21 protein-coding genes, 1 tRNA gene and 1 riboswitch are annotated in these 25,727 nt (G+C 70.9%); of the genes, 17 read left to right on the top strand and 5 right to left on the bottom strand.

Annotation, left to right across the window (positions count from 1 at the left end; translation table 11 throughout):
* The first annotated feature begins 73 nt into the window (after window positions 1–73).
* The 8 genes from ABZ371_RS05635 to ABZ371_RS05600 all read left to right on the top strand — a co-directional run bounded on the left by ABZ371_RS05635 (window position 74) and on the right by ABZ371_RS05600 (window position 9,481).
* The gene (locus tag ABZ371_RS05635) at window positions 74–1,129 is read left to right on the top strand and encodes a transglycosylase family protein (RefSeq protein ID WP_358673900.1); all 1,056 of its coding nucleotides are present in this window, start codon (window positions 74–76) and stop codon (window positions 1,127–1,129) included.
* A gap of 290 nt (window positions 1,130–1,419) precedes the next feature.
* Window positions 1,420–1,588, top strand: a riboswitch (cyclic di-AMP (ydaO/yuaA leader).
* Window positions 1,589–2,287 carry a transglycosylase family protein gene (locus ABZ371_RS05630; RefSeq protein WP_358673897.1) on the top strand — a complete coding sequence of 233 codons (699 nt, stop codon included), beginning with the start codon at window positions 1,589–1,591 and terminating at the stop codon, window positions 2,285–2,287. It begins immediately after the preceding riboswitch.
* Between the two features lie 326 nt (window positions 2,288–2,613).
* Window positions 2,614–3,900, top strand: a complete 1,287-nt coding sequence (gene eno / locus ABZ371_RS05625; RefSeq protein WP_358673894.1) for a phosphopyruvate hydratase — start codon at window positions 2,614–2,616, stop codon at window positions 3,898–3,900.
* A gap of 100 nt (window positions 3,901–4,000) precedes the next feature.
* Window positions 4,001–4,471 (top strand): septum formation initiator family protein, encoded by a 471-nt coding sequence (locus ABZ371_RS05620; protein ID WP_358673891.1) that lies wholly within the window; start codon window positions 4,001–4,003, stop codon window positions 4,469–4,471.
* Between the two features lie 80 nt (window positions 4,472–4,551).
* Window positions 4,552–5,148, top strand: coding sequence for a DUF501 domain-containing protein (locus tag ABZ371_RS05615; RefSeq protein ID WP_358673932.1), 597 nt, complete (start codon window positions 4,552–4,554; stop codon window positions 5,146–5,148).
* Complete coding sequence (locus ABZ371_RS05610) at window positions 5,145–6,086, top strand: Ppx/GppA phosphatase family protein (protein WP_358673888.1); 942 nt, start codon at window positions 5,145–5,147, stop codon at window positions 6,084–6,086. The genes ABZ371_RS05615 and ABZ371_RS05610 overlap by 4 nt, the downstream gene beginning before the upstream one ends.
* A gap of 448 nt (window positions 6,087–6,534) precedes the next feature.
* Window positions 6,535–7,920: an NAD(P)/FAD-dependent oxidoreductase gene (locus ABZ371_RS05605; RefSeq protein WP_358673885.1), complete on the top strand. Its 1,386-nt coding sequence runs from the start codon at window positions 6,535–6,537 to the stop codon at window positions 7,918–7,920.
* Window positions 7,921–8,173: 253 nt separating this feature from the next.
* The gene (locus tag ABZ371_RS05600; protein ID WP_358673883.1) at window positions 8,174–9,481 is read left to right on the top strand and encodes a cyclopropane-fatty-acyl-phospholipid synthase family protein; all 1,308 of its coding nucleotides are present in this window, start codon (window positions 8,174–8,176) and stop codon (window positions 9,479–9,481) included.
* A gap of 59 nt (window positions 9,482–9,540) precedes the next feature.
* On the opposite strand, the gene ABZ371_RS05595 is transcribed toward ABZ371_RS05600, so the two are convergent.
* The 3 genes from ABZ371_RS05595 to ABZ371_RS05585 all read right to left on the bottom strand — a co-directional run bounded on the left by ABZ371_RS05595 (window position 9,541) and on the right by ABZ371_RS05585 (window position 14,108).
* Complete coding sequence (locus tag ABZ371_RS05595; protein ID WP_358673880.1) at window positions 9,541–12,066, bottom strand: ABC transporter permease; 2,526 nt, start codon at window positions 12,064–12,066, stop codon at window positions 9,541–9,543.
* Between the two features lie 55 nt (window positions 12,067–12,121).
* On the bottom strand, window positions 12,122–12,889 hold the full coding sequence (locus ABZ371_RS05590; RefSeq protein ID WP_358673877.1) for an ABC transporter ATP-binding protein: 768 nt from the start codon (window positions 12,887–12,889) through the stop codon (window positions 12,122–12,124).
* Between the two features lie 187 nt (window positions 12,890–13,076).
* Window positions 13,077–14,108: a LacI family DNA-binding transcriptional regulator gene (locus tag ABZ371_RS05585; protein ID WP_358673874.1), complete on the bottom strand. Its 1,032-nt coding sequence runs from the start codon at window positions 14,106–14,108 to the stop codon at window positions 13,077–13,079.
* A 224-nt stretch (window positions 14,109–14,332) separates the two neighbouring features.
* Between ABZ371_RS05585 and ABZ371_RS05580 the strand changes: the two genes are divergently transcribed.
* The 8 genes from ABZ371_RS05580 (at window position 14,333) to ABZ371_RS05545 (ending at window position 23,702) form a co-directional block, all read left to right on the top strand.
* Complete coding sequence (locus tag ABZ371_RS05580) at window positions 14,333–16,066, top strand: ABC transporter substrate-binding protein (protein WP_358673871.1); 1,734 nt, start codon at window positions 14,333–14,335, stop codon at window positions 16,064–16,066.
* 88 nt (window positions 16,067–16,154) lie between these two features.
* Window positions 16,155–17,150 (top strand): ABC transporter permease, encoded by a 996-nt coding sequence (locus tag ABZ371_RS05575; protein WP_358673868.1) that lies wholly within the window; start codon window positions 16,155–16,157, stop codon window positions 17,148–17,150.
* Window positions 17,147–18,064: an ABC transporter permease gene (locus ABZ371_RS05570; RefSeq protein ID WP_358673866.1), complete on the top strand. Its 918-nt coding sequence runs from the start codon at window positions 17,147–17,149 to the stop codon at window positions 18,062–18,064. Before ABZ371_RS05575 ends, ABZ371_RS05570 begins: the two co-directional genes overlap by 4 nt.
* A 4-nt stretch (window positions 18,065–18,068) precedes the next feature.
* Window positions 18,069–19,013 (top strand): ABC transporter ATP-binding protein, encoded by a 945-nt coding sequence (locus ABZ371_RS05565; RefSeq protein WP_358673863.1) that lies wholly within the window; start codon window positions 18,069–18,071, stop codon window positions 19,011–19,013.
* Window positions 19,013–19,912, top strand: coding sequence for an ATP-binding cassette domain-containing protein (locus ABZ371_RS05560; protein WP_358673860.1), 900 nt, complete (start codon window positions 19,013–19,015; stop codon window positions 19,910–19,912). The genes ABZ371_RS05565 and ABZ371_RS05560 overlap by 1 nt, the downstream gene beginning before the upstream one ends.
* A complete protein-coding gene (locus ABZ371_RS05555; RefSeq protein WP_358673858.1) occupies window positions 19,909–22,335 on the top strand; it encodes a glycoside hydrolase family 2 protein in 2,427 nt (808 codons plus the stop codon). The genes ABZ371_RS05560 and ABZ371_RS05555 overlap by 4 nt, the downstream gene beginning before the upstream one ends.
* A gap of 247 nt (window positions 22,336–22,582) precedes the next feature.
* A tRNA-Leu gene (locus ABZ371_RS05550) sits at window positions 22,583–22,669 on the top strand.
* Window positions 22,670–22,814: 145 nt separating this feature from the next.
* The gene (locus ABZ371_RS05545) at window positions 22,815–23,702 is read left to right on the top strand and encodes a Bax inhibitor-1/YccA family protein (RefSeq protein WP_358673855.1); all 888 of its coding nucleotides are present in this window, start codon (window positions 22,815–22,817) and stop codon (window positions 23,700–23,702) included.
* Window positions 23,703–23,793: 91 nt separating this feature from the next.
* Here ABZ371_RS05545 and ABZ371_RS05540 read toward each other — a convergent pair whose 3' ends face one another.
* Complete coding sequence (locus ABZ371_RS05540; protein ID WP_358673852.1) at window positions 23,794–24,024, bottom strand: DUF4287 domain-containing protein; 231 nt, start codon at window positions 24,022–24,024, stop codon at window positions 23,794–23,796.
* 101 nt (window positions 24,025–24,125) lie between these two features.
* On the opposite strand from ABZ371_RS05540, the gene ABZ371_RS05535 reads away from it, so the two are divergent.
* Window positions 24,126–24,455: a hypothetical protein gene (locus ABZ371_RS05535; RefSeq protein ID WP_358673849.1), complete on the top strand. Its 330-nt coding sequence runs from the start codon at window positions 24,126–24,128 to the stop codon at window positions 24,453–24,455.
* A 47-nt stretch (window positions 24,456–24,502) separates the two neighbouring features.
* On the opposite strand, the gene ABZ371_RS05530 is transcribed toward ABZ371_RS05535, so the two are convergent.
* Window positions 24,503–25,342, bottom strand: a complete 840-nt coding sequence (locus tag ABZ371_RS05530; RefSeq protein ID WP_358673846.1) for a hypothetical protein — start codon at window positions 25,340–25,342, stop codon at window positions 24,503–24,505.
* Window positions 25,343–25,727 lie beyond the last annotated feature (385 nt).

Raw genomic sequence — 25,727 nt, 5'->3', positions numbered from 1 at the left:
ACACACGTTCGAGTGCGGCTAGGTTCACCGTTCGACTCACCCGTCACATGTCAGTCACACGGAAGGCAATCCCATGGGCTCCGCGAACGGCAGACACCGTCGCCCTCGTCAGGCACCCGCCATCGTCGTCGCCGCGGGCGTGACGGGATCGGCCATCGCCATCCCGCTGCTCGGTGCGGCAGGTGCGCACGCCGCCGAGGCGTCGACCTGGGACCGGGTCGCCGAGTGCGAGAGCGGTGGCATGTGGAGCGCCGACCTCGGCAACGGCTACTACGGCGGCCTGCAGTTCTCGCAGGACACCTGGTCGGCCTACGGCGGCACGGCGTACGCGGCGCGGGCCGACCTCGCCAGCCGCTCGCAGCAGATCGCGGTCGCCGAGAAGATGCTGGACGCCAAGGGGCCGCAGGCGTGGCCCAGCTGTGCGGTGATCTCCGGTCTGGCGATGGACGACTCGCTGCCGGGCGTCGACCCGGGCGGTGACCCGAGCGCCGCACCGGCGGACTCCGCGAGTCCCTCGGACACGTCCGTGCCGGCGGCATCGGACGGGACCGGCAAGGCGGACAGGTCGGGCGCATCGGGCGCGAAGGGTGACGCCGGCGCGGGGGAGCGGGACGGAGAGGGTGCCGAGGGCGGCAAGGCCGCGGGTGCCGAGGCGTCCGGCAGTGCCGGCTCTCCTGCGTCGTCCCCCTCCGCCACCCCCTCGCCCGACGCCTCCGCCGACGCCGGAGCCGCACGGGGCGAGGATGTGACGGGCGGCAAGCACCGCGGCACCCCGGCTCCCGAGGCGAGCGCCGGGACGGGTGCGGAGAGCGACCGCGAGTCCGGCCGGCACGCCTCGCGCGGTGACGCCGAGGCGCGCAAGGGCGCGGCGGCGGGCCTCGGTGGCACGTACACCGTCCGCGAGGGCGACAACCTCTGGGCGATCGCCGACGCGCAGGAGCTGCCCGGCGGCTGGCCCGCTCTCTACGAGGCCAACAAGGACGAGCTGGGCTCCGACCCCGACCTCATCCTCCCGGGCCAGGATCTCGACCTCGGGGTCCACGAGGCGGCGGACTCCGCCACCGCGGACACGGAGGCAAGCGCGAAGACCGGGGCGGAGACCGGCGCGGGGTCCCCCGCCGGCGACTGATCGAAAACGGGAAAACACCCCGAAAACGGGGGTAGTTCAGAGGCCTATGTCCACTTATGCGTAAGTGAGACATGGGTCTCTTTGCTTCAACTGGCGCACCACGGCCGCCCGCTCGGCTCAGATCGCCTCCGACCTGCGGAAACGATTGACCTTGCGAGGGCGGTTCGCGCTGATAACCCGTTATGTCCATCTTTGAATGTCGGGGTTGCCTGTGTTTACGGTCGTAACCGCTCGCACCGCGGGCACCTTCGACCGTCACGCCGAATCCTGCCGTCGGCCGAAGGGGACAGACGCGTAAAGCGCCGTAGGCAGGAGCGGGGGACCCAGGTAAGTGCCGTGCCCGGCCGTCGAGAGACGGTCAGGACCGGCTTGGGGTGAAGTCGCCTGCCACAGCGGGCGACCGGGCGACTCACAGCCCGAACCCGACAGCTCACCTCGTAGGCGTCGGTGAGGAGAACCATGCTGCTTTCCAGCAAGGCCAAGCACCGCCGCTCGTCCAAGGCCGTCCGTGTCGCCACCCTGGCCACAGTCGCCGGCGCCGCCGTCGCCGTCCCGCTGATGGGTGCGACGGGCGCCTCCGCCGCCTCCGTCTCCACGTGGGACGCCGTCGCGCAGTGCGAGTCCGGTGGCAACTGGTCCATCAACACCGGCAACGGCTACTACGGCGGCCTGCAGTTCTCGGCGTCCAGCTGGGCGGCCGCCGGCGGTACGCAGTACGCCTCCCGGGCCGACCTGGCCACCAAGAGCCAGCAGATAGCCACCGCCGAGAAGCTTCTCGCCATGCAGGGCCCGGGTGCCTGGGCCTGCGCGGGAGCCGGCGGTCTGACGAACGACGGCGTGGACCCGGGTGTCGACACCGGCTCCGCGAAGAACGGCGACACGGCCCCGCAGGCCGCGCCGGAGCGCAAGGCCGAGCAGCCCACCACGCGCAGCGAGAAGCGCACGGCCCCCGAGGCCGAGAAGACCGTCACCACCCCGACCGGCGGCAAGGTCGCGAAGGGTGACGGCGAGTACAAGGTGAAGACCGGCGACACCCTCAGCAAGATCGCCGCTGCGGAGAACGTCAAGGGCGGCTGGCACAAGCTGTTCACGCTGAACGACGACATCGTCCAGAAGGCCGACCTGATCTTCCCGGGTCAGCAGCTCCACCTGAAGTAGTCCCGGAGCTCTCCTCCCTCCGGGACGAGGGTGCCCGTCGGCACCCGAAGTGCTCCCCGGCCCGGCGCGCTCACACCCCCCGTGTGCGCCGGGCCGGGGCGCGTCCACGGGTCCGCGGAGGGCCGGCGATGCCGGTGAGCGTTCAACCTTTGTAGTTACTGGCCAGTAAATTTCTGGAGATTCGCCCGGAATGCAGGCTCTTGGGTCCTTTTTCGTCCCAGGGGACGGGCGGTCGGCCGACGGAGCGGGCCGGGCCGGTTAGGCTCGTGTCGCAAGGCCACAGTGACCCTGCACATCCAGTGTCATATCCCAGAAGGAGATGCCTCGTGCCGTCCATCGACGTCGTCGTAGCCAGGGAAATCCTCGACTCCCGGGGCAACCCCACGGTCGAGGTCGAGGTCGGCCTCGACGACGGCAGCACGGGACGTGCTGCTGTTCCGTCCGGCGCCTCCACCGGCGCGTTCGAAGCCATCGAGCTTCGCGACGGTGACCCCAACCGCTACCACGGCAAGGGCGTCGAGAAGGCCGTCCTCGCCGTGATCGAGCAGATCGGCCCGGAGCTCGTCGGGTACGACGCCACCGAGCAGCGCCTCATCGACCAGGCGATGTTCGACCTGGACGCCACGGAGAACAAGGGCTCGCTCGGCGCCAACGCCATCCTCGGCGTCTCGCTCGCCGTGGCCCACGCGGCTTCCGAGGCATCCGACCTCCCGCTCTTCCGCTACCTCGGTGGCCCGAACGCGCACCTGCTGCCCGTTCCGATGATGAACATCCTGAACGGCGGCTCGCACGCCGACTCCAACGTGGACATCCAGGAGTTCATGATCGCGCCGATCGGCGCCGAGTCCTTCTCCGAGGCCCTGCGCTGGGGTGCGGAGATCTACCACACGCTGAAGAAGGTCCTGAAGACCAAGGGCCTGTCCACCGGTCTCGGTGACGAGGGCGGCTTCGCGCCGAACCTCGAGTCCAACCGCGCAGCCCTCGACCTCATCCTCGAGGCCGTCAAGGAGGCCGGTTACGTCCCCGGCCGCGACGTCGCGCTCGCGCTGGACGTCGCCGCGTCCGAGTTCTACAAGGACGGCGTCTACGAGTTCGAGGGCAAGTCCCGCTCGGCCGCCGAGATGACCGAGTACTACGAGGAGCTCGTCTCCGCGTACCCCCTGGTCTCCATCGAGGACCCGCTGTACGAGGACGACTGGGCCGGCTGGAAGGTCATCACCGACAAGCTCGGCTCCAAGGTGCAGATCGTCGGCGACGACCTCTTCGTCACCAACCCCGAGCGCCTGGCCCGCGGCATCGAGGAGGGCTCGGCCAACGCGCTGCTCGTGAAGGTCAACCAGATCGGTTCGCTCACCGAGACGCTGGACGCCGTCGAGCTCGCGCAGCGCAACGGCTTCAAGTGCATGATGTCCCACCGCTCCGGTGAGACCGAGGACGTCACCATCGCCGACCTCGCCGTCGCGGTGAACTGCGGCCAGATCAAGACCGGCGCACCGGCCCGCTCGGACCGTGTCGCCAAGTACAACCAGCTGCTGCGCATCGAGGAGATCCTCGACGACGCCGCGGTGTACGCCGGTCGCTCCGCGTTCCCGCGCTTCCGCTTCGAGGGCTGACAGCCCCCGGCAGGAGCTCGGCGCACAGCCTCCGTCCGTCCCCGCACTCGGTCCCGTACCGTGTGCGGGGACGGACGTGCGTAACGGGGAGGCGTGAGAGATGGCCGGGAAGGACCGCGACCGGTTCTCCACCACGACCAGGCTGCGGCTGCTCGGCGAGCAGACCGCGGCCCGTGTCTACCGCTCCCAGAGCCGGCGTCAGGCCCGCCGCTCGCGGCTCACCGGCCGGGCGGCGTTCCTGGCGCTGATCGTGTGCTCGCTGGTGGTCGCCCTCGCGTACCCGATGCGGCAGTACGTCTCCCAGCGCGACCAGATCGCCGAGCAGGAGAGGCTGTCACGTGACGCGCGCGAGCGGACCGAGGAGCTGCGGGACGAGAAGGCGCGGCTCAAGGACGACGCGTACATCCGCCGTCTCGCGCGGGAGCACCTCCACTACGTCATGCCCGGGGAGACGGGTTACACCGTGATCGACCCGGACGCCGCCGAGGTCCGCCGCGGGGAGCCGGGTGCGACGGGCAGGCCCTGGCACTCCAGCCTCTGGGACGGCGTCGACAGCGCGGACAGCGAATGACCCGTGCGCGTACGGGGCCGGGAACCGCCCCGGTACGCGCACCGATACCCACAGACCGACCGATGACATTCAAGGCAGGCATGGACACGCCCCCTCCGCAGACCGAATCCACCACGCCCACCGCCGCGGACATCGCCGCGTTCGAGCAGCAGCTCGGCCGGCCGCCCCGTGGGCTGCGCGCCATCGCGCACCGCTGCCCGTGCGGCAATCCGGACGTGGTCGAGACGCAGCCCCGTCTGGAGGACGGCACGCCGTTCCCGACGACGTACTACCTCACCTGTCCGCGTGCCGCGTCCGCCATCGGGACGCTGGAGGCCAACGGGGTCATGAAGGAGATGACCGAGCGGCTCACGGCGGATCCCGAGCTGGCCGCCGCCTACCGTGCGGCGCACGAGGACTACCTCGCGCGCCGGGACGCCATCGAGGTCCTGGAGGGTTTCCCGAGCGCCGGCGGCATGCCGGACCGTGTGAAGTGCCTGCACGTCCTGGTCGGCCACTCGCTGGCGGCGGGGCCGGGGGTGAACCCGCTGGGCGACGAGGCGATCGCGATGCTCCCCGAGTGGTGGGCGAAGGGCCCCTGCGTGACACCGTGCGCGCCGGCGGAGGGCGACGCGAGCGGCGGCCCGGAGACGGGGCCGGCGACGGGCGGGGCGCCCGGCGAGGAGGCGGGGCGGTGACCCGCGTCGCCGCCGTCGACTGCGGCACCAACTCGATCCGCCTGCTGGTGGCGGATCTGGACCCGGCCACGGGCGCGTTCACCGAGCTCGACCGCCGGATGCGGATCGTCAGGCTCGGCCAGGGCGTCGACCGCACGGGGCGGCTGGACCCCGAGGCGCTGGAGCGCACCTTCGCCGCCTGCCGTGAGTACGCCTCGGTGATCAGGGAGCTGGGTGCGGAGCGGACCCGGTTCGTGGCCACCTCCGCCTCGCGCGACGCGGAGAACAGCGAGACGTTCGTCCGCGGTGTGCTGGACATCCTGGGGGTCGAGCCCGAGGTCGTCAGCGGTGACGAGGAGGCGCGGCTGTCCTTCGACGGCGCCACCAAGGAACTCGCGGGCGGTGACCACCTTCAGAAGCCGTACCTGGTCGTGGACATCGGCGGCGGCTCCACCGAGCTCGTCGTCGGCGACGACGAGGTGCGTGCCGCACGCTCCGTGGACGTCGGCTGCGTGCGCATGACGGAACGTCACCTCATGCGGGACGGCGTCGTCGTGGACCCGCCGGCGCCCGAGCAGGTGGCCGCGATCCGCGCGGACGTCGACGCCGCGCTGGACCTGGCGGCGGAGACGGTGCCGCTGGCCGACGCGGCCACGCTCGTGGGTCTGGCCGGCACGGTCACCACCGTCGCCGCGATCGCGCTGGGCCTGCGGGAGTACGACTCCGCGGCGATCCACCACTCCAGGATCTCCGCGTCCCAGGTGCGGGAGATCTCCGCCCGGCTGCTGGCCTCGACGCACGAGGAGCGGGCGGCGATCCCCGCCATGCACCCCGGGCGGGTCGACGTGATCGCCTCCGGAGCGCTCGTCCTGCTCGCGGTCATGGAGCGGACCGGGGCGCGGGAGGTCGTCGTCAGCGAGCACGACATCCTGGACGGGATCGCCTGGTCGGCGGCCTGATCACAGCGGGGCCCACCGGCCCGTGAGGGCGCGCTCAAACGCATCCCCGCCTGCACCTTTGAGACGTACGAGGCCTCTCCGGACCGGTCCGGAGAGGCCTTTCGCGACGCGCTGCGGGAAAGTTCGTGAACTTCTTCACAAGGAATTCGGTCCCCCCGGGCGAAGTTCCACCGTCGACGGGCCGTGCGGGTCGCTCAAAGGGTCGCGCGGCGGCCACGCGTGGATGCTTCGCGGGTACGGCGCGGGGGTGCCGGCGGCGGCCGGTTCGTCCCTCCGTAAGGCTCAAGGGCCAGCTCACAGGCGGTGAACAACGTCCGCGATCACGCGGTGGTTCCCCGCCGGGTCCATGACCTGGGTCACGTGGGCGGCGAAGTGTAGCAGAGGGTGGCGCATACCTTGTGAAGGGGCTCACGAGCATGCCCCCCGAGGGGGGTGGATACTCGATGGCATGAGCACCACGGAGCGTCCCAGGATCCTCGTTGTAGGCGGTGGGTACGTAGGCCTGTACGCAGCTCGTCGCATTCTGAAGAAGATGCGGTATGGAGAGGCGACCGTCACGGTCGTCGACCCGCGCTCGTACATGACGTACCAGCCCTTCCTCCCCGAAGCTGCTGCCGGCAGCATCTCGCCTCGGCATGTCGTCGTCCCGCTGCGACGCGTGCTGCCCAAGGCGGAGGTTCTCACCGGCCGGGTCACCACCATCGATCAGGACCGCAAGGTCGCCACGGTCGCGCCGCTCGTCGGCGAGGCCTACGAGCTGCCCTTCGACTACCTGATCATCGCGATGGGCGCGGTGTCCCGTACCTTCCCGATTCCCGGCCTCGCCGAGCAGGGCATCGGCATGAAGGGCATCGAGGAGTCCATCGGCCTGCGCAACCACGTGCTGGAGCAGCTGGACAAGGCCGACTCCACGACCGACGAGGAGGTCCGCCGCAAGGCGCTGACCTTCGTCTTCGTGGGCGGTGGCTTCGCAGGTGCGGAGACCATCGGCGAGGTCGAGGACATGGCCCGCGACGCGGCCAAGTACTACCCGAGCGTGAAGCGCGAGGACATGCGCTTCATCCTGGTCGACGCCGCCGACAAGATCCTTCCCGAGGTCGGCCCGAAGCTGGGCGCGTACGGCAAGGAGCACCTGGAGAGCCGCGGTGTGGAGATCTACCTCTCCACCTCGATGGACTCCTGCGTGGACGGGCACGTGGTGCTGAAGAACGGCCTGGAGGTCGACTCCAGCACGATCGTGTGGACTGCCGGCGTGAAGCCGAACCCGGCGCTGGCCCGCTTCGGCCTGCCGCTCGGCCCCCGCGGTCACGTCGACACGTCCGAGAAGCTCCAGGTGCAGGGCACGGACTACATCTGGGCCGCCGGCGACAACGCCCAGGTGCCGGACATGGTCGGCCGCCGGGCCGGCAACCCCAACGCCTGGTGCCCGCCGAACGCCCAGCACGCGCTGCGTCAGGCCAAGGTCCTCGGTGACAACGTCATCTCCGGCATGCGGGGCTTCCCGCAGAAGGAGTACAGCCACGCCAACAAGGGTGCGGTCGCCGGTCTGGGCCTGCACAAGGGCGTCGCGATGATCGTCATGGGCAAGGTGAAGATCAAGCTCAAGGGCCGTCTCGCCTGGTACATGCACCGCGGCTACCACGGCATGGCGATGCCGACCTGGAACCGCAAGATCCGGATCTTCGCCGACTGGACGTTGGCGATGTTCCTGAAGCGCGAGGTCGTCTCGCTCGGTGCCATGGAGACCCCGCGCGAGGAGTTCTACGAGGCCGCCAAGCCCAGCCCCGCGCCGGTCGCCGCCAAGGCCGAGGGTGAGAAGGCCAAGGCCTCCTAGGTCCCGCACGTCCCCGAAGGGACCGTCCGCCATCCGTGGTGCGGACGGTCCCTTCGGCGTTTCCGCGGACCGGGCAACTGCATGGCCTGTGCAGGTATTTTGCCGATCCGTTGCACCGGCACGGGAAGCCCCTCGTCCCGGGCGGTGTTGCGTCAGGTGTACCTCACCGTCGCCCCGAGGTGTCGCGGCCCGGTTCGGGTGCGTCTATGCGAATTTAGGCACGTTGGGAAACACCACCACGGAGGTGTGCGCCATGGCAGATGCCGCGTCGCGGCTGACCGCTCTCGCCGAAGAGTTGCTCGGAGAACCCCTGCCGGTCCGGATCCGGGCCTGGGACGGCAGCGAAGCCGGGCCGCCGGGCGCCCCCGTGCTCGTCCTGCGTCACCGCCGGGCCCTTCGCCGGCTGCTCTGGAAGCCGGGCGAACTCGGGCTCGCCCGCGCCTGGGTGGCGGGCGAGATCGACGTCGACGGTGACCTCTACGCCGCCCTGGGGCATCTGGCGGCGCTCCTGTGGGAGCGCGGCGCGGAGGCGAAGGACGCCGTCCACCCCGTGCGGGACCCGAAGGTGCGCGCCTTCGCCCGCGGCCTCGTGCAGCTGGCCGGACCCTGGCCTCCGCCGCCTCCGCCGGCCGAGGAGGTCCGCCGCCGCTCCGGGGCCCTGCACACCAGGCGCCGGGACAAGGAGGCCATCAGCCACCACTACGACGTGGGCAACGACTTCTACGAACTGGTCCTCGGACCCTCCATGGTCTACTCCTGCGCCTACTGGCAGGACGGCGGCACGCTCGAGGACGCCCAGCGCGACAAGCTCGACCTCGTCTGCCGCAAGCTCGCGCTGAAGGAGGACGACCGCCTCCTGGACGTCGGGTGCGGCTGGGGCTCCATGGCGATCCACGCCGCCCGCGAGTACGGTGCCCGGGTCACCGGGATCACCCTCTCCACCGAGCAGGCGGCCTTCGCCCGCAAGCGGATCGCCGAGGAAGGGCTCACCGACCGGATCGAGATCCGCGTCCAGGACTACCGGGACGTCAGGGACGGGCCGTACGACGCCATCTCCTCGATCGGCATGGCCGAGCACGTCGGCTCGGTCCGCTACCGGGAGTACGCCGACGACCTCTACGCGCTCCTGAGGCCCGGCGGCCGGCTGCTCAACCACCAGATCGCCCGCCGCCCCGAGAAGGACGAGTCGGCCTACCGCATCGACGAGTTCATCGACGCCTACGTCTTCCCGGACGGCGAGCTCGCTCCCGTGGGCCGCACCGTGGCCACGCTGGAGGAGGCCGGCTTCGAGGCGCGCGACGTCGAAGCCCTCCGCGAGCACTACGCACTGACACTGCGTCAGTGGGTCGCCAACCTGGAGCGGAACTGGACGGAGGCGGTGCGGGCGACCTCTCCCGGCCGCGCCAGGGTCTGGCGGCTCTACATGGCGGCCTCGGCACTCTCCTTCGAGCGCAACAAGATCGGCGTCAACCAGATCCTCGCGGTGCGTCCGCAGGAAGGCGGCCCGGCGGGCATGCCGCTGCGGGCCCGCGACTGGAAGGCCTCGGCCTCCGGCCGGTAGCCGTCGACGCACGAGGGGCCGGCACCCGCACAGCGGATGCCGGCCCCTCGCTCCGTCGGCTACTCCGTCTTGATGGCGGTCAGCATGTTCAGCCGCGCGCCGCTGCGGGCCGGCCACAGCGAGGCCAGGACGCCCACGAGCCCTGCCAGCACCAGGAACAGGGCGAGCCGGTCCCAGGGGATCACCAGGGCGTAGCCCGGGATGGAGGAGGACAGCGCCTTCCCGATCGCCCAGCCGAGGAACGTACCGAGGGCGACGCCGACCACCGCGCCGAAGAGCGAGATGACGACGGCCTCCAGCCGGATCATGCGCTTGACCCTGCGCCGGTCCAGGCCGATCGCCCGCAGCATGCCGATCTCCTGCTGGCGTTCGAAGACCGACATGGCCAGCGTGTTGACGACGCCGAGGACCGCGATGACCAGGGCCATCGCCAGCAGCGCGTACATGATGTTCAGCGCCGTGTTCACGAACCCGCCGAACATGTCGCGGATGCCCTGGCGGTCCATGACGCTCATGGCCGGGTTGTCGCCGAGCGCGTCGACCAGGGCCTGCTCGTTGGCCGCGGTCTGGCCGCCGTCCATGGTCATCCAGACCTCACGGATGTCGGCGAGCGTCTCGTGCGGGTCGACGACGTCCTCGGCGACCAGGACCGGGGAGAGGAACTCGTTGCCCTCGTAGAGCGCACCGACCTTCAGGGTCTCCTTCTTGTCGTCCTGGAACGTCACGGGGACGCTGTCACCGGTCTTCCAGCCGTGCGACTTCGCGGTCTTGCGGTCGACGGCGATCTCCCCGTCCTTCAGGGAGGAGAGCGAACCCGAGACCGTCTTCAGGGCGAAGACCTTCTCGACGTCGCCCGGGGTCACGGCGGAGGCCGAGACACCGTTCCCACCGGTGTCGAGCCAGACCGCTCGCTGCGGCGAGGCCGCGGTGACGCCGTCCGCTCCGCGCAGGGCGGTCAGAGCGGACTTGTCGAGCGGGTCCCCGCTGGCCATCGAGACCATGTAGTCGGCCCGGATGTTGTCCGTGGTCATCTTGTCGACGGCCTGGCCGAGGGTCACACCGAGCACCGAGATGCCGGTGACCAGGGTGAGGCCGATCGCCAGCGCGGAGGCGGTGGCACCGGTGCGGCGCGGGTTGCGGACCGCGTTCTGCGCGGCCAGCTTGCCGGACACCCCGAACAGCTTCCGCAGCAGCGGACGCGCCAGGGCGATGACCGGGCGGGAGAGCAGCGGGATCAGGACGATGACGCCGATCAGGGCGAGGAAGGCTCCGCCACCGATGGTCACCTTGCCGTCCGAGCCCTGGGTGGCGCCGAGGACGATCGCCGCGGATCCCAGCAGGGTCAGCACCCCGCCGATCGAGTTGCGCACGACGAGCGACTTGGTGGTGGCCACCGCGTGGACACTGCTCATCGCCGCGACCGGCGGGATCTTCGCGGCCCGGCGGGCAGGCAGCCAGGCCGCGAGCACCGTGATCAGCACGCCGACGGCGAACGCCGACACCACGGCGGTGGGGGAGATGACCAGGGGGCCGGCCGGGATCTTCCCGCCGAAGGCGCCCATGGCCGAACGCAGTCCGGTGGCGAGGCCGATGCCGAGCAGCAGGCCGACCACCGAGGCGATCAGCCCGACCACCCCGGCCTCCAGCAGGACCGCCCGCTTGACCTGCCTGCGCGAGGCGCCGACGGCGCGCATCAGGGCGAGTTCCTTGGTGCGCTGGGCGATGAGCATCGTGAACGTGTTGGCGATGAGGAAGACACCGACGAAGAGCGCGATGGCGGCGAAGGCCAGCAGCATCTGGTTGAGGTTCTCCAGGCCGCTCTCCGTCGCCTCGGCCTCCTCGTCGGCGAGGGCCGCGCCCGTCTTGGCCTCGGCGTGCTTCGGGAGGAGGGGCTTCACGGCGTCGAGCAGCCGTTCGTCGGACGCGCCGGCGGCGGCCGTCACGGTGACGTCCGTGAACTCGCCGGGCCGCAGGTAGAGCTTCTGGGCGACGTCCGTGTCGAAGAGGACCAGGCTTCCGCCCGCGTTCACGGCGCCGTCCTCGGTGGTGAAGACACCGGAGAGGCTGTACTCCTTCACCGGCCCGTTCGTGGCGACCCGCACGGGGTCGCCCACGCGGTACCTGCCCTTGCGCGCCGTCTCCTCGTCCAGGGCGACCTGGCCGTCCTTCACCGGCCCGGTGCCCTCGGTGAACGCGTACCGGCGGTCCTCGCCGCCGTCGCCGGGGGAGAAGTTGGCGCCGGTGTTGGACCAGCCGTTGCCGATGAGCTTGCCGTCGGGGTCGGCGACGCCGGCGAAGCCGGACACCCGTCCGGTGGCCTCGGCGACGCCGTCGAGGGCGCGGATCTTCCCGAGCGTGGCCTCGTCGACGGCGGGTGTCTCCTCGTCGCCGCGCTCGGCCCAGGTGGTGACGGCGACGGCGACGTCGTCGTAGCTCTTGGCGGACTGGTTGCGGAAGGCGTTGCCGAGGGTGTCGGTGAAGACCAGCGTGCCGGAGACGAAGGCGACGCCGAGCATCACGGCGAGCACGGTCATCAGGAGTCTGGCCTTGTGCGCGAGGACGTTGCGCACGGCGGTACGGAGCATGTCGTGTGTTCCCGGGGGGAGTTCGGTGGGTGGCGGCAGGGGCGGGCAGCAGCGGTCAGCTGGTGCGGCCCTTCGCGTCGAACGCCTTCATCCGGTCGAGGACGCCGTCGGCGGTCGGGTGCATCATCTGGTCGACGACCGCCCCGTCGGCGAGGAAGATCACGCGGTCCGCGTAGGAGGCGGCCACCGGGTCGTGGGTCACCATGACGACGGTCTGGCCGAGCTCGCGCACCGAGTTGCGCAGGAAGCCGAGCACCTCGGCGCCCGAGCGGGAGTCCAGGTTCCCGGTGGGCTCGTCACCGAAGATGATCTCGGGCTGGGAGGCCAGGGCGCGGGCCACGGCGACGCGCTGCTGCTGACCGCCGGAGAGCTCGGTGGGCCGGTGCTTGAGCCGCTCGGACAGACCCACCATGTCGATGACCTTCGCCAGCCACGCGGCGTCCGGCTTGCGGCCCGCGATGTCCATCGGCAGGGTGATGTTCTCCAGCGCGGACAGCGTCGGCAGGAGGTTGAACGCCTGGAAGATGAATCCGATCTTGTCCCGGCGCAGCTGCGTCAGCTGCTTGTCCTTCAGCGTGCCGAGCTCGGTGTCGCCGATGCGCACGGAGCCGCTGCTGAAACTGTCGAGGCCGGCCACGCAGTGCATCAGGGTGGACTTGCCGGAGCCTGACGGCCCCATGATCGCGGTGAACTCGCCCTGCGGGAAGTCCACGGTCACCCGGTCGAGGGCGACCACCTGGGTCTCACCCTGTCCGTAGACCTTCGACAGCTCCGTGGCGCGGGCGGCGACCGCGGTGGTGCGGTGAACGGCGGTGGTGGTCACAGGGGTACTCCTGGTTCGGGTGGTGCGGGGCCTGCTCGGGGACCCCTCCATCCTCGCCGCTGTTCCGCGCCCGGTCGTCAGTCCCCGTACCCGTTCCGGGGGCCCTCTTGAGTCGCATCGGCGGGGCGCCGGAGTACACCTCGGGTATGACACCGACCCTGAGGGCCGACCGGGAGGGTGCCGGTCCTCAGCGGGGTGGTGCGGTCGATCCGCGGGGTACGAGGCGGGCCGCGGCGTCCTCGAACCCGGCCGGGCCCCCGGACGCCGGGCCGCCGGCCACCCGCTCCAGGAGGGTGCGGGCGGCGTGGGTGCCGTAGGCCGGGATGTCGCGGCTCAGCGCGGTGAGCGGTGGCCGGACGACACGGGACAGCTGGGAGTCGTCCCAGGCGACGAGCGACAGGTCGGCGGGGACGTCCAGCCCCATCTCCTGGGCGACCGAGAGCCCGGCGACGGCCATGATGTCGTTGTCGTAGATCACGGCGGTCGGCCGGGCGGCGGAGCCGATCAGGCGCCGGGTGGCGTGCGCGCCCTCCTCGCCGGAGTAGTCCGTGTGGACGATCACCGGTGTCTCCAGGCCCAGTCCGGCACTGATCTCGTGCTGGGCGCGGTCGCGCAGCCGGGTGTGGATCAGGTCGGGCAGCCCGGCGACGCGGGCGACGCGGTGGTGCCCGAGGGCGGCCAGGTACGTCAGGGTGTCGCGCAGCGCCGCCGAGTCGTCCGACCACACCGGGGTGAGGGAGCCCGCCGCCGAGGGGTGGCCGATCACCACGGCGGGCAGGCCCAGTTCGGCGACGCCCTCGATGCGGGGGTCGGGGGAGCGCACGTCGGCGAGGAACACCCCGTCCACCCGGCCCTCGCCCCACCAGCGGCGGTACATCTCCAGTTCCTGGGCCGGGTCGGTGACGACCTGGAGGAGCAGGGCGTAGCCGCGGGTGGACAGCTCGGTCTCGATGCCGCTGATCAGCTCCATGAAGAAGGGTTCGACCCCGAGCATCCTGGCCGGCCGGGAGAGCGCGAGGCCGACGGTGTCGGCGCGGGCCCGGGTGAGGGCGCGGGCCGCGCTGTTGGGCCGCCAGCCGATCTCCTGGGCGATGGCCTTGATGGACGCCCGGGTGGCGGGGGAGACGCCGGGGCGGTCGTTCAGCGCGTACGAGACCGCCACCTTGGAGACCCCGGCGCGGCGCGCGATGTCGGCGATCGTGGGGCGGTGCTTGGGCATACGGCCTCGCTTAACCGGTTCGTGTTATGGGCGGCATCCTAGCTCCACGCCTATGCCTCCCGTCTTCCCCGCCGAGGGCGGGGTCTCTGCCGGATTCTGCCGTGAAACTCGTTTGGGAGCGCTCCCGCTCTCTTGACACGGTTACGGGGTCCCCATACCTTCACGGCACTTACCCGGTTCAGTAACTCCGCTCGGCAGGGACGGCGCGGGGAAATGGAGGGGCTATGGGTACGCGTACCCGACTGCGGGCGGCCACCGCGCTCGCCGTGTTCGCACTCGCCGCGACCGCGTGCACGGGGGGCGGATCGACGACGGGCGGCACCGGCGGACCGGTCGGCAAGGGCGGTTCGCTGCCGCGCGCAGAGACGCTCTACACGACCGGCACCCAGTGGGGGCCTCCGGCCAACTACAACCCGCTGCGCAACTGGGACCACGCGACCGGCACCAAGGGCCTTGTCTACGAGACCCTCTTCCACTTCGACCCCGAGAAGGGCAGGTTGACGCCCTGGCTCGCGGAGTCGGGTGGCTGGACCGGCGGCACGACGTACGACGTGAAGCTGCGCCCGGGGGTCACCTGGGCGGACGGCAAGCCGCTGACCGCTAAGGACGTCGCGTACTCCTACGGCCTCGGCAGGATCGAGGCGTCCTCCTTCCACTCGCTGTGGAGCTGGCTGTCCGACGCGAAGGCGGTGGACGCCACGACCGTCCGCTTCACCTTCAAGGAGGCCCGCTACCAGGAGTGGGACTACATCCTCTACGGCCAGCCGATCGTGCCCGAGCACGTGTGGGGCACGCGCACCGACGAGGACGTCCTCAACGGCGTCAACGACAAGCCGGTCGGCACCGGGGCCTACGAGCTCAGGAGCAAGAGCCAGGACCGGGTCGTGTGGCAGAGGCGCGACGACTGGTGGGGCACGAAGGCCCTCGGCATGACGCCCGCCCCGCGGTACATCGTCGACGTCTCCAACCCGAGCAACGAAGTGGTGATCGGCCAGCTCGGGCAGGGGCAGCTCGACCTCAGCAACAACTTCCTGCCCGGCGCCTCCTCCCTGATCAGGAGCGGAAAGGCCGTGTCGTACTACGACGAGGCCCCGTACATGCTCTCGGCCAACACCGCCTGGCTGGTGCCCAACACGACGAGGAAGCCGATGGACGACGCCGCCTTCCGCCGGGCGCTCGCCGCGTCCGTCGACACCGGGAAGATCGTCAAGGGTGTGTACGGCGACCTGGTCAAGCCGGCCTCCCCGACCGGCCTGCTGCCCCAGTGGGAGCAGTTCGACGACAAGGCCCTCATCGCCGCGAAGGGCTTCGGGCACGACCCGGCCGCGGCGAGGAAGGAGCTCGCCGAGGCCGGGTACAAGGACAAGGACGGTGACGGCTTCGTCGAGAACAAGGACGGCTCCGCCCTCTCCCTGAAGCTGGCCGTGCCCTCCGGCTGGACCGACTGGATGGAGGCGGCCAAGGTCATCGCCGCCGGGGCCAAGGACGCGGGGATCAGGATCAGCACCGAGTTCCCCGACCAGAACGCCCTGAGCGAGCAGCGCGGCAAGGGCGACTTCGACCTCGTCATCAACAACGAGCGCCAGCTGTCCAACACCCCCTGGACGTACTACGAGTACATGTTCCAGTTGCCGGTGCAGAAGCAGCAGAACACGGTCAACTTCGGCCGCTACGAGAACGAGGAGGCATGGAAGCTGGTGCAGCAGCTCGGGGGGGTCAGGACCGACGACACGGCGGGCATGAAGGCGGCCGTCTCCAAGATCCAGGACATCCAGCTCACCGAGATGCCCATCATCCCCCTCTGGTACAACGGCCTCTGGTCCCAGGCCACCACCGGCACCTGGAAGAACTGGCCGTCGGACGCGGCCGGAGCCCCCAAGACGGCACCGGCCCTGTGGCGCAACTGGCTGGAGATGGGCGGCTTCGAGACGCTCACCCAGCTCAAGCCCGCCAAGTGACACGGCGGTTCCGACTCCATGACCGCCCCGCCGTGCGTGCGCACCTGACCGCCCGCGCACGGCGGGGCTCTCCACCAGGGGAGCACCCTTGCGCCGCTACTTCGCCCGCAAACTTCTCGTCTACGCGCTGACCTTCGTCGCCGCCGTCACCGTGAACTGGATGATCCCGCGCTTCATGCCCGGTGACCCGGTGGCCGCGATGGTGGCCAGGGCCCGGGTCTCGCAACCCGAGGCCGCCGAGGCCATGCGCGCCTACTACAACGACCTGTTCGGCTTCGACGAGCCCCTGTGGCAGCAGTACCTCCACTTCTGGGGCGCGCTCCTCCAGGGCGACTTCGGCATCTCCATCTTCGTCTTCCCCACCCCCGTCGGCGACGTCCTGCTCGACGCCCTCCCCTACACCCTCGGCCTCATGATCCCGTCCGTGCTGCTCAGCTGGTTCGCCGGCAACTGGATCGGCGCGCTGTCGGCCCGCCGCAAGGTGCTGGACAACACCGTGCTGCCGGTGGGCTACCTGCTCACCGCGATGCCGTACATGTGGATCGCCGTCATCCTCGCCTGGGCCCTCGGCGCCAAGGCCGGCTGGTTCCCCATATCGGGCGGCTACAGCCTGGACATCACACCGGGCTGGAGCGCCGACTTCGCGCTGGACGCGCTGCACCACTGGGTGCTGCCGTTCCTGTCCCTCTTCCTGGTCGCGCTGGGCGGCTGGGCCATCGGCATGCGCAACATGATCATCTACGAGCTGGAGTCCGACTACTCCTCCTACCTGTCGGCCCTCGGCGCACCCCAGCGCCTGATCCGCCGCTACGCGTTCCGCAACGCCGTCCTGCCCCAGGTCACCGGTCTCGCCCTCCAGTTGGGCGTACTGGTCGCCGGAGCACTCGTCACCGAGATCGTCTTCGCCTATCCGGGGCTGGGCTCGCTGATCCTGGCCTCGATCCAGAACCAGGACTTCTTCCTGCTCCAGGGCGCGTTCCTGTTCATCGTCATCGGCGTACTGATCGCCAACTTCCTCATCGACATCGTGTACGTCGTCGTCGACCCCCGCACCCGTACGGGCATGGCAGGAGGCACGTCATGAGCACACTGCCCGACCCGGCACCCGAGACGGCCACCGCCCCCGCGGCCCCGTCCGCCCCGGCGGCTAAGCCCGGCGGCGAGTGGCTGCACTACGCCGTGCGCAACCCCAAGCTGATCATCGGCGCCACCGTCGTGCTGATCCTGCTCGCCACCGGCCTCCTGGGTCCGCCGCTGCTCGACAACGGCAACCCCAACGAGTACGTCGGCCCGCAGGCATCCGCGCCCGACGGCACGTACTGGATGGGGACCACCACCTTCGGACAGGACGTCTACGCCCAGTTCGTCCACGGACTGCGCGCCACCTTCCTCGTGGGCGCCGTGGGCGGGGCGATCGCCGCCGTCATCGCGATGGTCGTCGGATTCCTCGCCGGCTACCGGGGCGGCATCGTGGACGAGGTCCTCAACATGCTCACCAACATCGTCCTGGTGCTCCCCGCCCTCGCCGTCCTGCTCATCATCAACGCCTACATGGGGGTGCGCAGCGTCGCCGTGCAGGGCCTGTTCATCGGGCTCACCTCGTGGCCGTGGGCGGCCAGGGCGATCCGGGCGCAGACGTTCTCGCTGCGCACCCGGGAGTTCGTGGACCTCGCCCGGCTCAGCGGGAGCGGCACCTGGCGGATCGTCTTCCGCGAGATCGCGCCCAACATGAGCTCCTACCTCTTCATGATGTTCATCCTGCTCTTCGGCGGGTCCGTCCTGATCGCCTCCTCCCTGGACTTCATCGGGCTCGGCCCGACCGAGGGCGTCTCGCTCGGCCTGATGCTGCAGAGCGCCCAGCAGTGGAGCGCCCTCCAACTCGGCATGTGGTGGTGGTTCGTCCCGCCGGGTGCCGGGATCACCGCGATCGTCGGCGCGCTCTACGTCGCCAACGTCGGCCTCGACGAGGTCTTCAACCCGAAGCTGAGGGAGTCGTGAGCACATGACCCTGACCGTCGACGACCTGCGGGTCCACTACCGCACGCTGCGGGGCGAGGTCCGGGCCCTGGACGGCGTCAGTTTCGACCTGGCCGACGGCGAGATCCTGGGCCTGGCGGGCGAGTCCGGTTGCGGCAAGACCACGCTCGGCAAGTCCCTGATCCGGCTCGACGGCCGGATGCGGCACGCGGGCGGCACCGTCACCCTGGACGGCGAGGTGCTGCCGCTCTCCGACGACCACGCCATGAACGCCTACCGGTTCCACCGGATCTCGCTCGTCCCCCAGTACTCGATGAGCGCCCTGAACCCCACCCGCCGCATCGGCCGGATGATCCGCGAACTCCTCGCCTCCCGGGGCGTGAGCGTGGACACCGGCGAACTGCACCGCAGGCTCGCCCTGGTGGGACTGGAGCCCGACGTCCTGGACCGCTATCCGATCGAACTCTCCGGCGGTATGAAACAGCGCACCGTCATGGTGATCTCCACGCTGCTGGACCCGTCCGTCCTCGTCGCCGACGAGGTCACCTCGGCCCTGGACGTGTCCAGCCAGCAGGCCGTCGTCGGCGCCCTCACCGGGCTCCGGGACAAGGGACTGGTCACCAGCATGATCTTCGTGACCCACGACCTCGGGCTGACCTCGCACATCGCCGACTCGATCATGGTGATGTACGCCGGCAAGCTCGCCGAGAAGGCCCCCACGAAGGCGCTGACGACCGAACCGCGCCATCCGTACACCAGGATGCTGATCGGCTCGCTGCCCCAGGTGGGCGCCCGGTACGCGGACAAGCCGCTCCGCGGCATCGAGGGCTCCCCGCCGTCCCTGCTGGACCCGCCGGCCGGCTGCCGCTTCCGTGACCGCTGCCCCCTCGCCGACGCCCGGTGCGCCGAGGAGCCGCCCGTCGTCGAGATCGCCCCCCGCCACCTCGTCGCGTGCTGGAAGGCGGCCTGATGCTGACCCTCGACCGTGTCACCAAGACCTTCCGGGCCGGTGCCTTCGGCGGCGGCTCCGTCACCGCCGTCGACCGGGTGTCCTTCGACGCCGCCCCGGGTGAGCTCGTCTCACTGATCGGGGAGAGCGGCAGCGGCAAGTCCACCATCGGGCGCATGGTCCTCGGCCTCACCGGGGTCAGCGCCGGCCGCCTCACCCTGGACGGGGAGCAGGTCAGGCCCGGCAAGGACTTCTACCGCCGGGTCCAGGGCGTCTTCCAGGACCCCTTCAGCTGCTACAACCCCGTCTTCAAGGCGGACCGGGTCTTCGCCCTCGTCCGCCGCGCCTACCATCCGGGCGTCGGCGACCAGGAGTGGGCCGGGCGGATCGAGAAGGCCGTACGGGACGTGCGCCTCGACCCGGGCCAGGTGCTGGGCCGCTACCCGCACCAGCTCAGCGGCGGCCAGCTCCAGCGCCTGCTCATCGCCCGCGCCCTCCTGCTCGAACCGCGCTTCCTGGTCGCCGACGAGATCACCAGCATGCTCGACGCCTCCACCCGGATCGACGTGCTCAACCTCCTCGCCGGCCTCAAGGAACGGGGCCTGGGCGTCCTCTACATCACCCACGACCTCTCCCTCGGCACCTACCTCGCCGAGAGGACCGTCGTCCTGCGCAGCGGACGCGTCGTCGAACGCGGCGACACGCAGAAACTGTTCGGCAACCCCCTCCACCCCTACACCCGTACCCTCCTGGCCGCGGTGCCCCGGCTGAACCAGCCCTGGACGGAGGCCGCCCCCGTGGAGGCGTGCGCCTACCACGAGGGCGGCGGCGCGGCCACGGGCGGCGACCTGTTCGAGACGGAACCGGACCACTTCGTCGCCTGCGCCGGACTCCCCGCCTGCGGAAGGACCTTCGCGTGACACCGCACCGCCTCCCCCTGCACGACGGATGGACGCTCCACCACGACGGCCCGGTGCCGGTGGAGATCCCCGCGACCGGCGTGCCGGCCGCCGTCCCCGGCTGCGTCCACACCGACCTGCTGGCCGCCGGACTGATCGACGACCCGTATCTCGACGACAACGAGACCCGGCTCGGCTGGATCGGCCGCACCGACTGGACGTACCGCACCACCTTCACCTGGTCACCCGACGGCCACGAGTCCACCGACCTGTGCTTCGACGGACTCGACACCGTCGCCACGGTCCTGCTCAACGGCCAGGAGGCCGGCTCGACCGCCAACCAGCACCGGAGCTACCGCTTCCCGGTGCGGGCCCTGCTGCGCGAGGGCGCCAACACCCTCTCCGTGCGCTTCACCGCCCCCTACACCTACGCGGAGGCCCTGCGCGACAAGCTCGGCGACCGGCCCGGCGCGTACACCGAGCCGTACGCCTTCATCCGGAAGGCGGCCTGCAACTTCGGGTGGGACTGGGGCCCGACCCTGGTCACCTCCGGCATCTGGCGCCCGGTCGCCCTGGAGTCCTGGACGGGACCGCGCATCGCCGGGGCCAAGGTGCTCGGCGACCTCGACGGTGACGGCGTGCCCCGCCTGAGCCTCACCCTCGACGTCGACCGGGCCGGTGGGGGAGTGCCGGAGGTGCTGGAGGCGTCGGTGGAGGTGGCCGGGGCCCGGGCCGTGTTCTCCGTCCCCGCCGGGGAGCACCGGGCCACCGCCACCCTCGCCGTGCCCGCGGCCCGGCGCTGGTGGCCGCACAGCCACGGGGAGCAGCCGCTGTACGACGTCACCGTCCGCCTCGGTGACGACGCCTGGAACGGCAGGACCGGCTTCCGGTCCGTCACCCTGGAGCGCGAGGCTTTCCGCGTCTGCGTCAACGACGAGCCCGTCTTCGTGCGCGGCGTCAACTGGATCCCCGACGACTGCTTCCCCGCCCGCCTCACGCGGCAGCGGATCTCCGACCGCCTCGACCAGGCGCTCGCCGCGAACGTCGACCTGATCCGCGTCTGGGGCGGCGGCCTCTACGAGAGCGACGACTTCTACGAGCTCTGCGACGAGAAGGGGCTGCTGGTCTGGCAGGACTTCCCCTTCGCCTGCGCCGCCTACCCGGAGGAGCAGCCGCTGTACGACGAGGTGGCCGCCGAGGTCCGCGAGAACCTCGTCCGGCTCGCGCCGCACCCCTCGCTGGTCCTGTGGTGCGGCAACAACGAGAACCTGGAGGGCCACGCGGACTGGGGCTGGCAGGAGAAGCTGGCGGGCCGGACCTGGGGCCACGGCTACTACCACGGGCTGCTGCCCGCCCTGTGCGCCGAGATCGACCCCACCCGCCCGTACTGGCCGGGCTCGCCCTACTCCGGCTCCCCGGAGCTGCCCCCGCAGGACCCCGCCCGGGGCACGGTCCACCTCTGGGACGTGTGGAACAGGGTGGACTACCGCCACTACGCGGACACCGCCCACCGCTTCGTCGCCGAGTTCGGCTTCCAGGGGCCGCCCGCGTACGCCACCCTGCGCCGCGCCGTCAGCGGCCCGCTCGACCCCGGGGATCCGCTGCTCGCCCATCACCAGAAGGCGCAGGACGGGGACGCCAAGCTGCTGCGCGGCTTGGGCGACCACCTCCCGCAGCCCGGGGCCGGGGCCTCCTCCTTCGACGACTGGCACTGGCTCACCCAGTTGAACCAGGCCCGCGCCGTCGCCTTCGGCGTCCGCCACTTCCGCTCGCACACCCCGTACTGCATGGGCGCGATCGTCTGGCAGCTCAACGACTGCTGGCCTGTCGTGTCCTGGGCCGCCGTGGACGGAGACGGCCGCCGCAAGCCGCTCTGGTACGCCCTGCGCGCGGTGTACGCCGACCGGCTGATGACGGTACGGGACGGTGTCCTGCACCTGGTCAACGACTCGGGCCGCCCCTGGGAGGGCGCCCTGCGGCTCACCCGGCGAGGTCTGGACGGGACGGTGCTGGCCGAGGAGGTGACCGCGGTGGCCACGGCCGCGCGCGGGGTCGGCCGCGTCCCGCTGCCGCCGCCGGTCGCCCGGCCGCGGGACGGACGGCGCGAGGTGCTCGTGGCGGAGCTGGGCGAGCTGCGCACGGTCGAGTTCTACGAGGAGGACACCCGCGTCGAGCTGCCGCCGGCCCGCTACGACGTGTCCGTCACCCAGGGTGACGAGTCGGGCATCGGATACCGGGTGACGGTGACCGCCCACACCCTTCTGCGCGACCTCGCGATCTTCCCCGACCGCCTGGATCCGGCGGCGGAGGTGGACGACATGCTCGTCACGCTGCTGCCCGGCGAGAGCGCGGTGTTCCACGTCACGGGAGCGGTCCTGAAGGACCCGGAGGCGCTCGGAAACCGGCCGGTCCTGCGCTGCGTCAACGACGTCGCCGGCGGGTGAGGTGGCGCAGCCGTGGCGAACGGTGGCGTGCCCATGGCGATTGACCCATGCGAGTGCGGCGAGTTTCCGTCATTCCCGTTTGTCGGGGTTCCTCCCCCTAGGCCCGCCCGGGCACGGGCTGACGTCGGCGACACGTCTGACGACCCCTCAGGAACTCAATAAAATAAGACAACATCGAGCGGATCTTCAGCTGTTCGAGGGACGCCCCCCGATAGGGTCTTGTGCCAACGCGGAGTCACGCGCCCACGCCCGGGTGGTGGAATGCAGACACGGCGAGCTTAAACCTCGCTGCCTCCTCGGGGGCGTGCCGGTTCGAGTCCGGCTCCGGGCACCACCGCACAGCCGGTGGGGCCCGGGCGGACCCACTGTGATTCAGCGGTCAACTTCTCCGAAAGATCCTCCTCCGGTACTGGGCCTATTGTTTTGCCTACCCATTACTCTTGTGTCAAGGCCACGCAGGGTGGCCATGGAGGAGTGAGATGAGGAGCAGCAACCCGGTCTTCTCGCGACGGGGGTTCAGCCGCGACAACGGCTACGCGGGCTTCAACGCGGCGCCGCAGGCCGGGGCACCGGCGGCGGGCGCCAACCCGTACGCGCAGGGCACCGCAGCCAACCCGTACGCCACCAACCCCTACGCACAGCAGGACACCCCGTACGGCGCCCCGCAGGCGCCGGCGCGCGCCGACGTCATGACGATCGACGACGTCGTCACCCGAACGGCGATGACGCTGGGCACGGTCGTGCTCACCGCCGCGCTCTCCTGGGCCCTGCTGCCGGTCGACGAGGCCAACCTCGGCAAGTCCTACGGCATCGGAATCGGCGCCGCCCTGGTGGCCTTCGTCCTGGCGATGGTCCAGTCGTTCAAGCGCAAGGCGTCCCCGGCGCTGATCCTCGCGTACGCGGCCTTCGAGGGCGTCTTCCTCGGAGTGATCTCCAGCGCGGTCAGCACCTACATCAGCCCCGGCACGGTGATGCAGGCCGTGATGGGCACCATGTGTGTCTTCGCCGGCGTCCTCATCGCGTACAAGATGCGCTGGATCCGCGTCACCCGGCGCTTCTACGGCTTCGTGATGGCCGCCGCCATGGGCTTCGTGCTCCTGATGATGGTCAACCTGCTGTTCAGCGTGTTCGGCGGCGGTGACGGCCTGGGCTTCCGCAGCGGCGGCCTCGGCATCCTCTTCGGCGTCATCGGCATCATCCTCGGCGCCTGCTTCCTGGCCCTCGACTTCAAGCAGGTCGAGGACGGCATCAACTACGGCGCCCCGCGTGAGGAGTCCTGGCTGGCCGCGTTCGGCCTGACCCTGACCCTCGTCTGGATCTACCTGGAGATGCTGCGCCTGCTCTCCATCCTCAACGGGGACGACTGACCCCGCAGGGACACCGCGCACGGAACGGCCCGCAGGCACAGCCTGCGGGCCGTTCCGTCGTGCGGCCGGAACACCGGGCCGGACGGGGCGCTCAGAGCAGCTTCCGCGCCGCCCGCCTCAGGTCGTACTCGTGGATGATCGCCTTGGCGTGGCCGTACGTGAGGTCGTGTTCTCCCCGCAGCCAGCTGACCTTCTCCTCGAAACGGAGGAGGGAGGGGCCCTCCTCGACCGTGCGGAGCCGGTCGGCGACCGCGCGACCGGTCCGGTCGGGGATCCGGGAGAGCAGGTTGCGATGGGTCTCTTCGGAGAAGACTTGGGACATCGGCGCCTCCGACGCGGTGCGCGTTGCTGTCGCCTTCCCGACACCGTGCCCGAGGGGCGGTCCGTTGGCAACCGTCCGACGGGGGCGCGTAGGGTCACTGCGTGCTCGATACGACGCCTCTGATCACCGCCGTGGACCGATTCGCCGACCGTCTGCGCAGCGCCCCGCAGAGCAGGCTGCAGCGGGGGACGGCCGCCGAGGCCCTGGCGGTGGCCAGGGAGCTGTCCGCGCGGGCCCAGCGGGCCGAGGCGCCGGAGCGGGAACCGCGCATCATGCCCGACGTGGGGATATTCGCCGTCGGTGACCAGCTCGCCGTCGCCGGCCGCGACCTGGCCGTTGCACTGGAAACGGCCTCGCCCCAGGAACTGGACGAGGCCGTGCGCTGTGTCGAGGAGGCGGCGGGGCGCGCGTTCGACTCGGAGAACCGCTGACCGCCCGGTGAGCGCCGGGCGGTGCCCCGCCCGGGCCGCCGGGGGGCTCAGAACGATGCGATGACGCGGTCCGCGAGGATGTAGACGTTCTCCTCGCCGCACGAGAACGTGAGGGCGTAGGCGCCGGAGACTCCCGAGCCGCCCAGCAGCACGGGCTGCTCGCCCGCGCGCAGCGACGCGGCGAGCCGCTCGGCCGTCTCGCGGTGACCGGGCGTCATACAGAGCGTGGTGCCGTCGGCGAAGACGTACACGTCCAGGGTGCCGAGCGGGCCCGGGCGCACGTCCGTGAGCTCCGTCGCGGCTTCGGCCAGCCGCTCCAGCCGATTCACGGTACGCTCATGGTCGGTGACGACCGGTGTCTGCGCGGGGACGAAGTCCGGGTGTGACGGGTGGCGGCGACGGGCCGCGGCCAGCTCGGGGGAGTCCTCCGCGAACTCGGTGACCTCGGCGACCTCGGGCAGGTCGGTCAGGTCCACCAGTTCCTCGAAGGCCTCGGCCGCTTCGAGGTCCATCGCCTCCAGGCCCGCGAAGTCGGCCTGCCGGGGCATGAAGAACGGGCTGTCGTCACCGAGACCGGCGATGCCGCCGAGCAGGGACGGGGCGTCGGCGGCGTCGCGTGCCTCCTGCGCGGCCCAGAAGGCGCGGGCCTCGGCGAGTTCGCGCTCCCGCTCCTCGGCGAGCGCCTCGGCGACTGCCGTGCGTATCTCCCCGGCCGTGGTGGCGGAGTCCCGGTTCTGCTGCTCGGGGACGGCGACACGGCGGTCCCGCCCCTCCGCCAGCTCGGTACGCAGCGCCGTGACCTGCCTGCGCAGCCCGTGAGCGGCGTGCAGAGCGGCGGCGCCGACGGCCGTGGCAGCGGCGGTGGTCAGCAACAGGGCAAACGACATGGCGCTCACTGACATACTCCCGGTTTCAATCGACACCCCCCCGACTTCTTACATCAGCTTGTCCTGCACCCATGCCTGCTGTCAGTGCATTACGTCACGAAACGGACAGGTCTTTGTGCCTGGTGTGCAGTACTGTTCCCGGTGTGACCAGGGGAAACAGCTCTCCCCCGGGACGCAGGTCACATCCTGGGGGAGATTCGGTCACGTTCAGGGATCGGCCCGATTCGGACGGCCCGCACACGGAGAAGCCGGGCCCGGCGCCACGTCTCGACCCGGCCGCGGGGCCGGCCGGAGACGCCGTGCCGCCTGCGCGTGGTCGCGTTCGCTTCGCCTGCCGCTGCGGGCAGGTGCCGCCCGCGTAGCTCGGGCGACCCCTACCCTCCGG

This window comes from Streptomyces sp. NPDC005899 (assembly GCF_040629645.1).
Taxonomy (GTDB): domain Bacteria; phylum Actinomycetota; class Actinomycetes; order Streptomycetales; family Streptomycetaceae; genus Streptomyces.
This window is presented reverse-complemented; position numbering and strand designations above follow the sequence as displayed.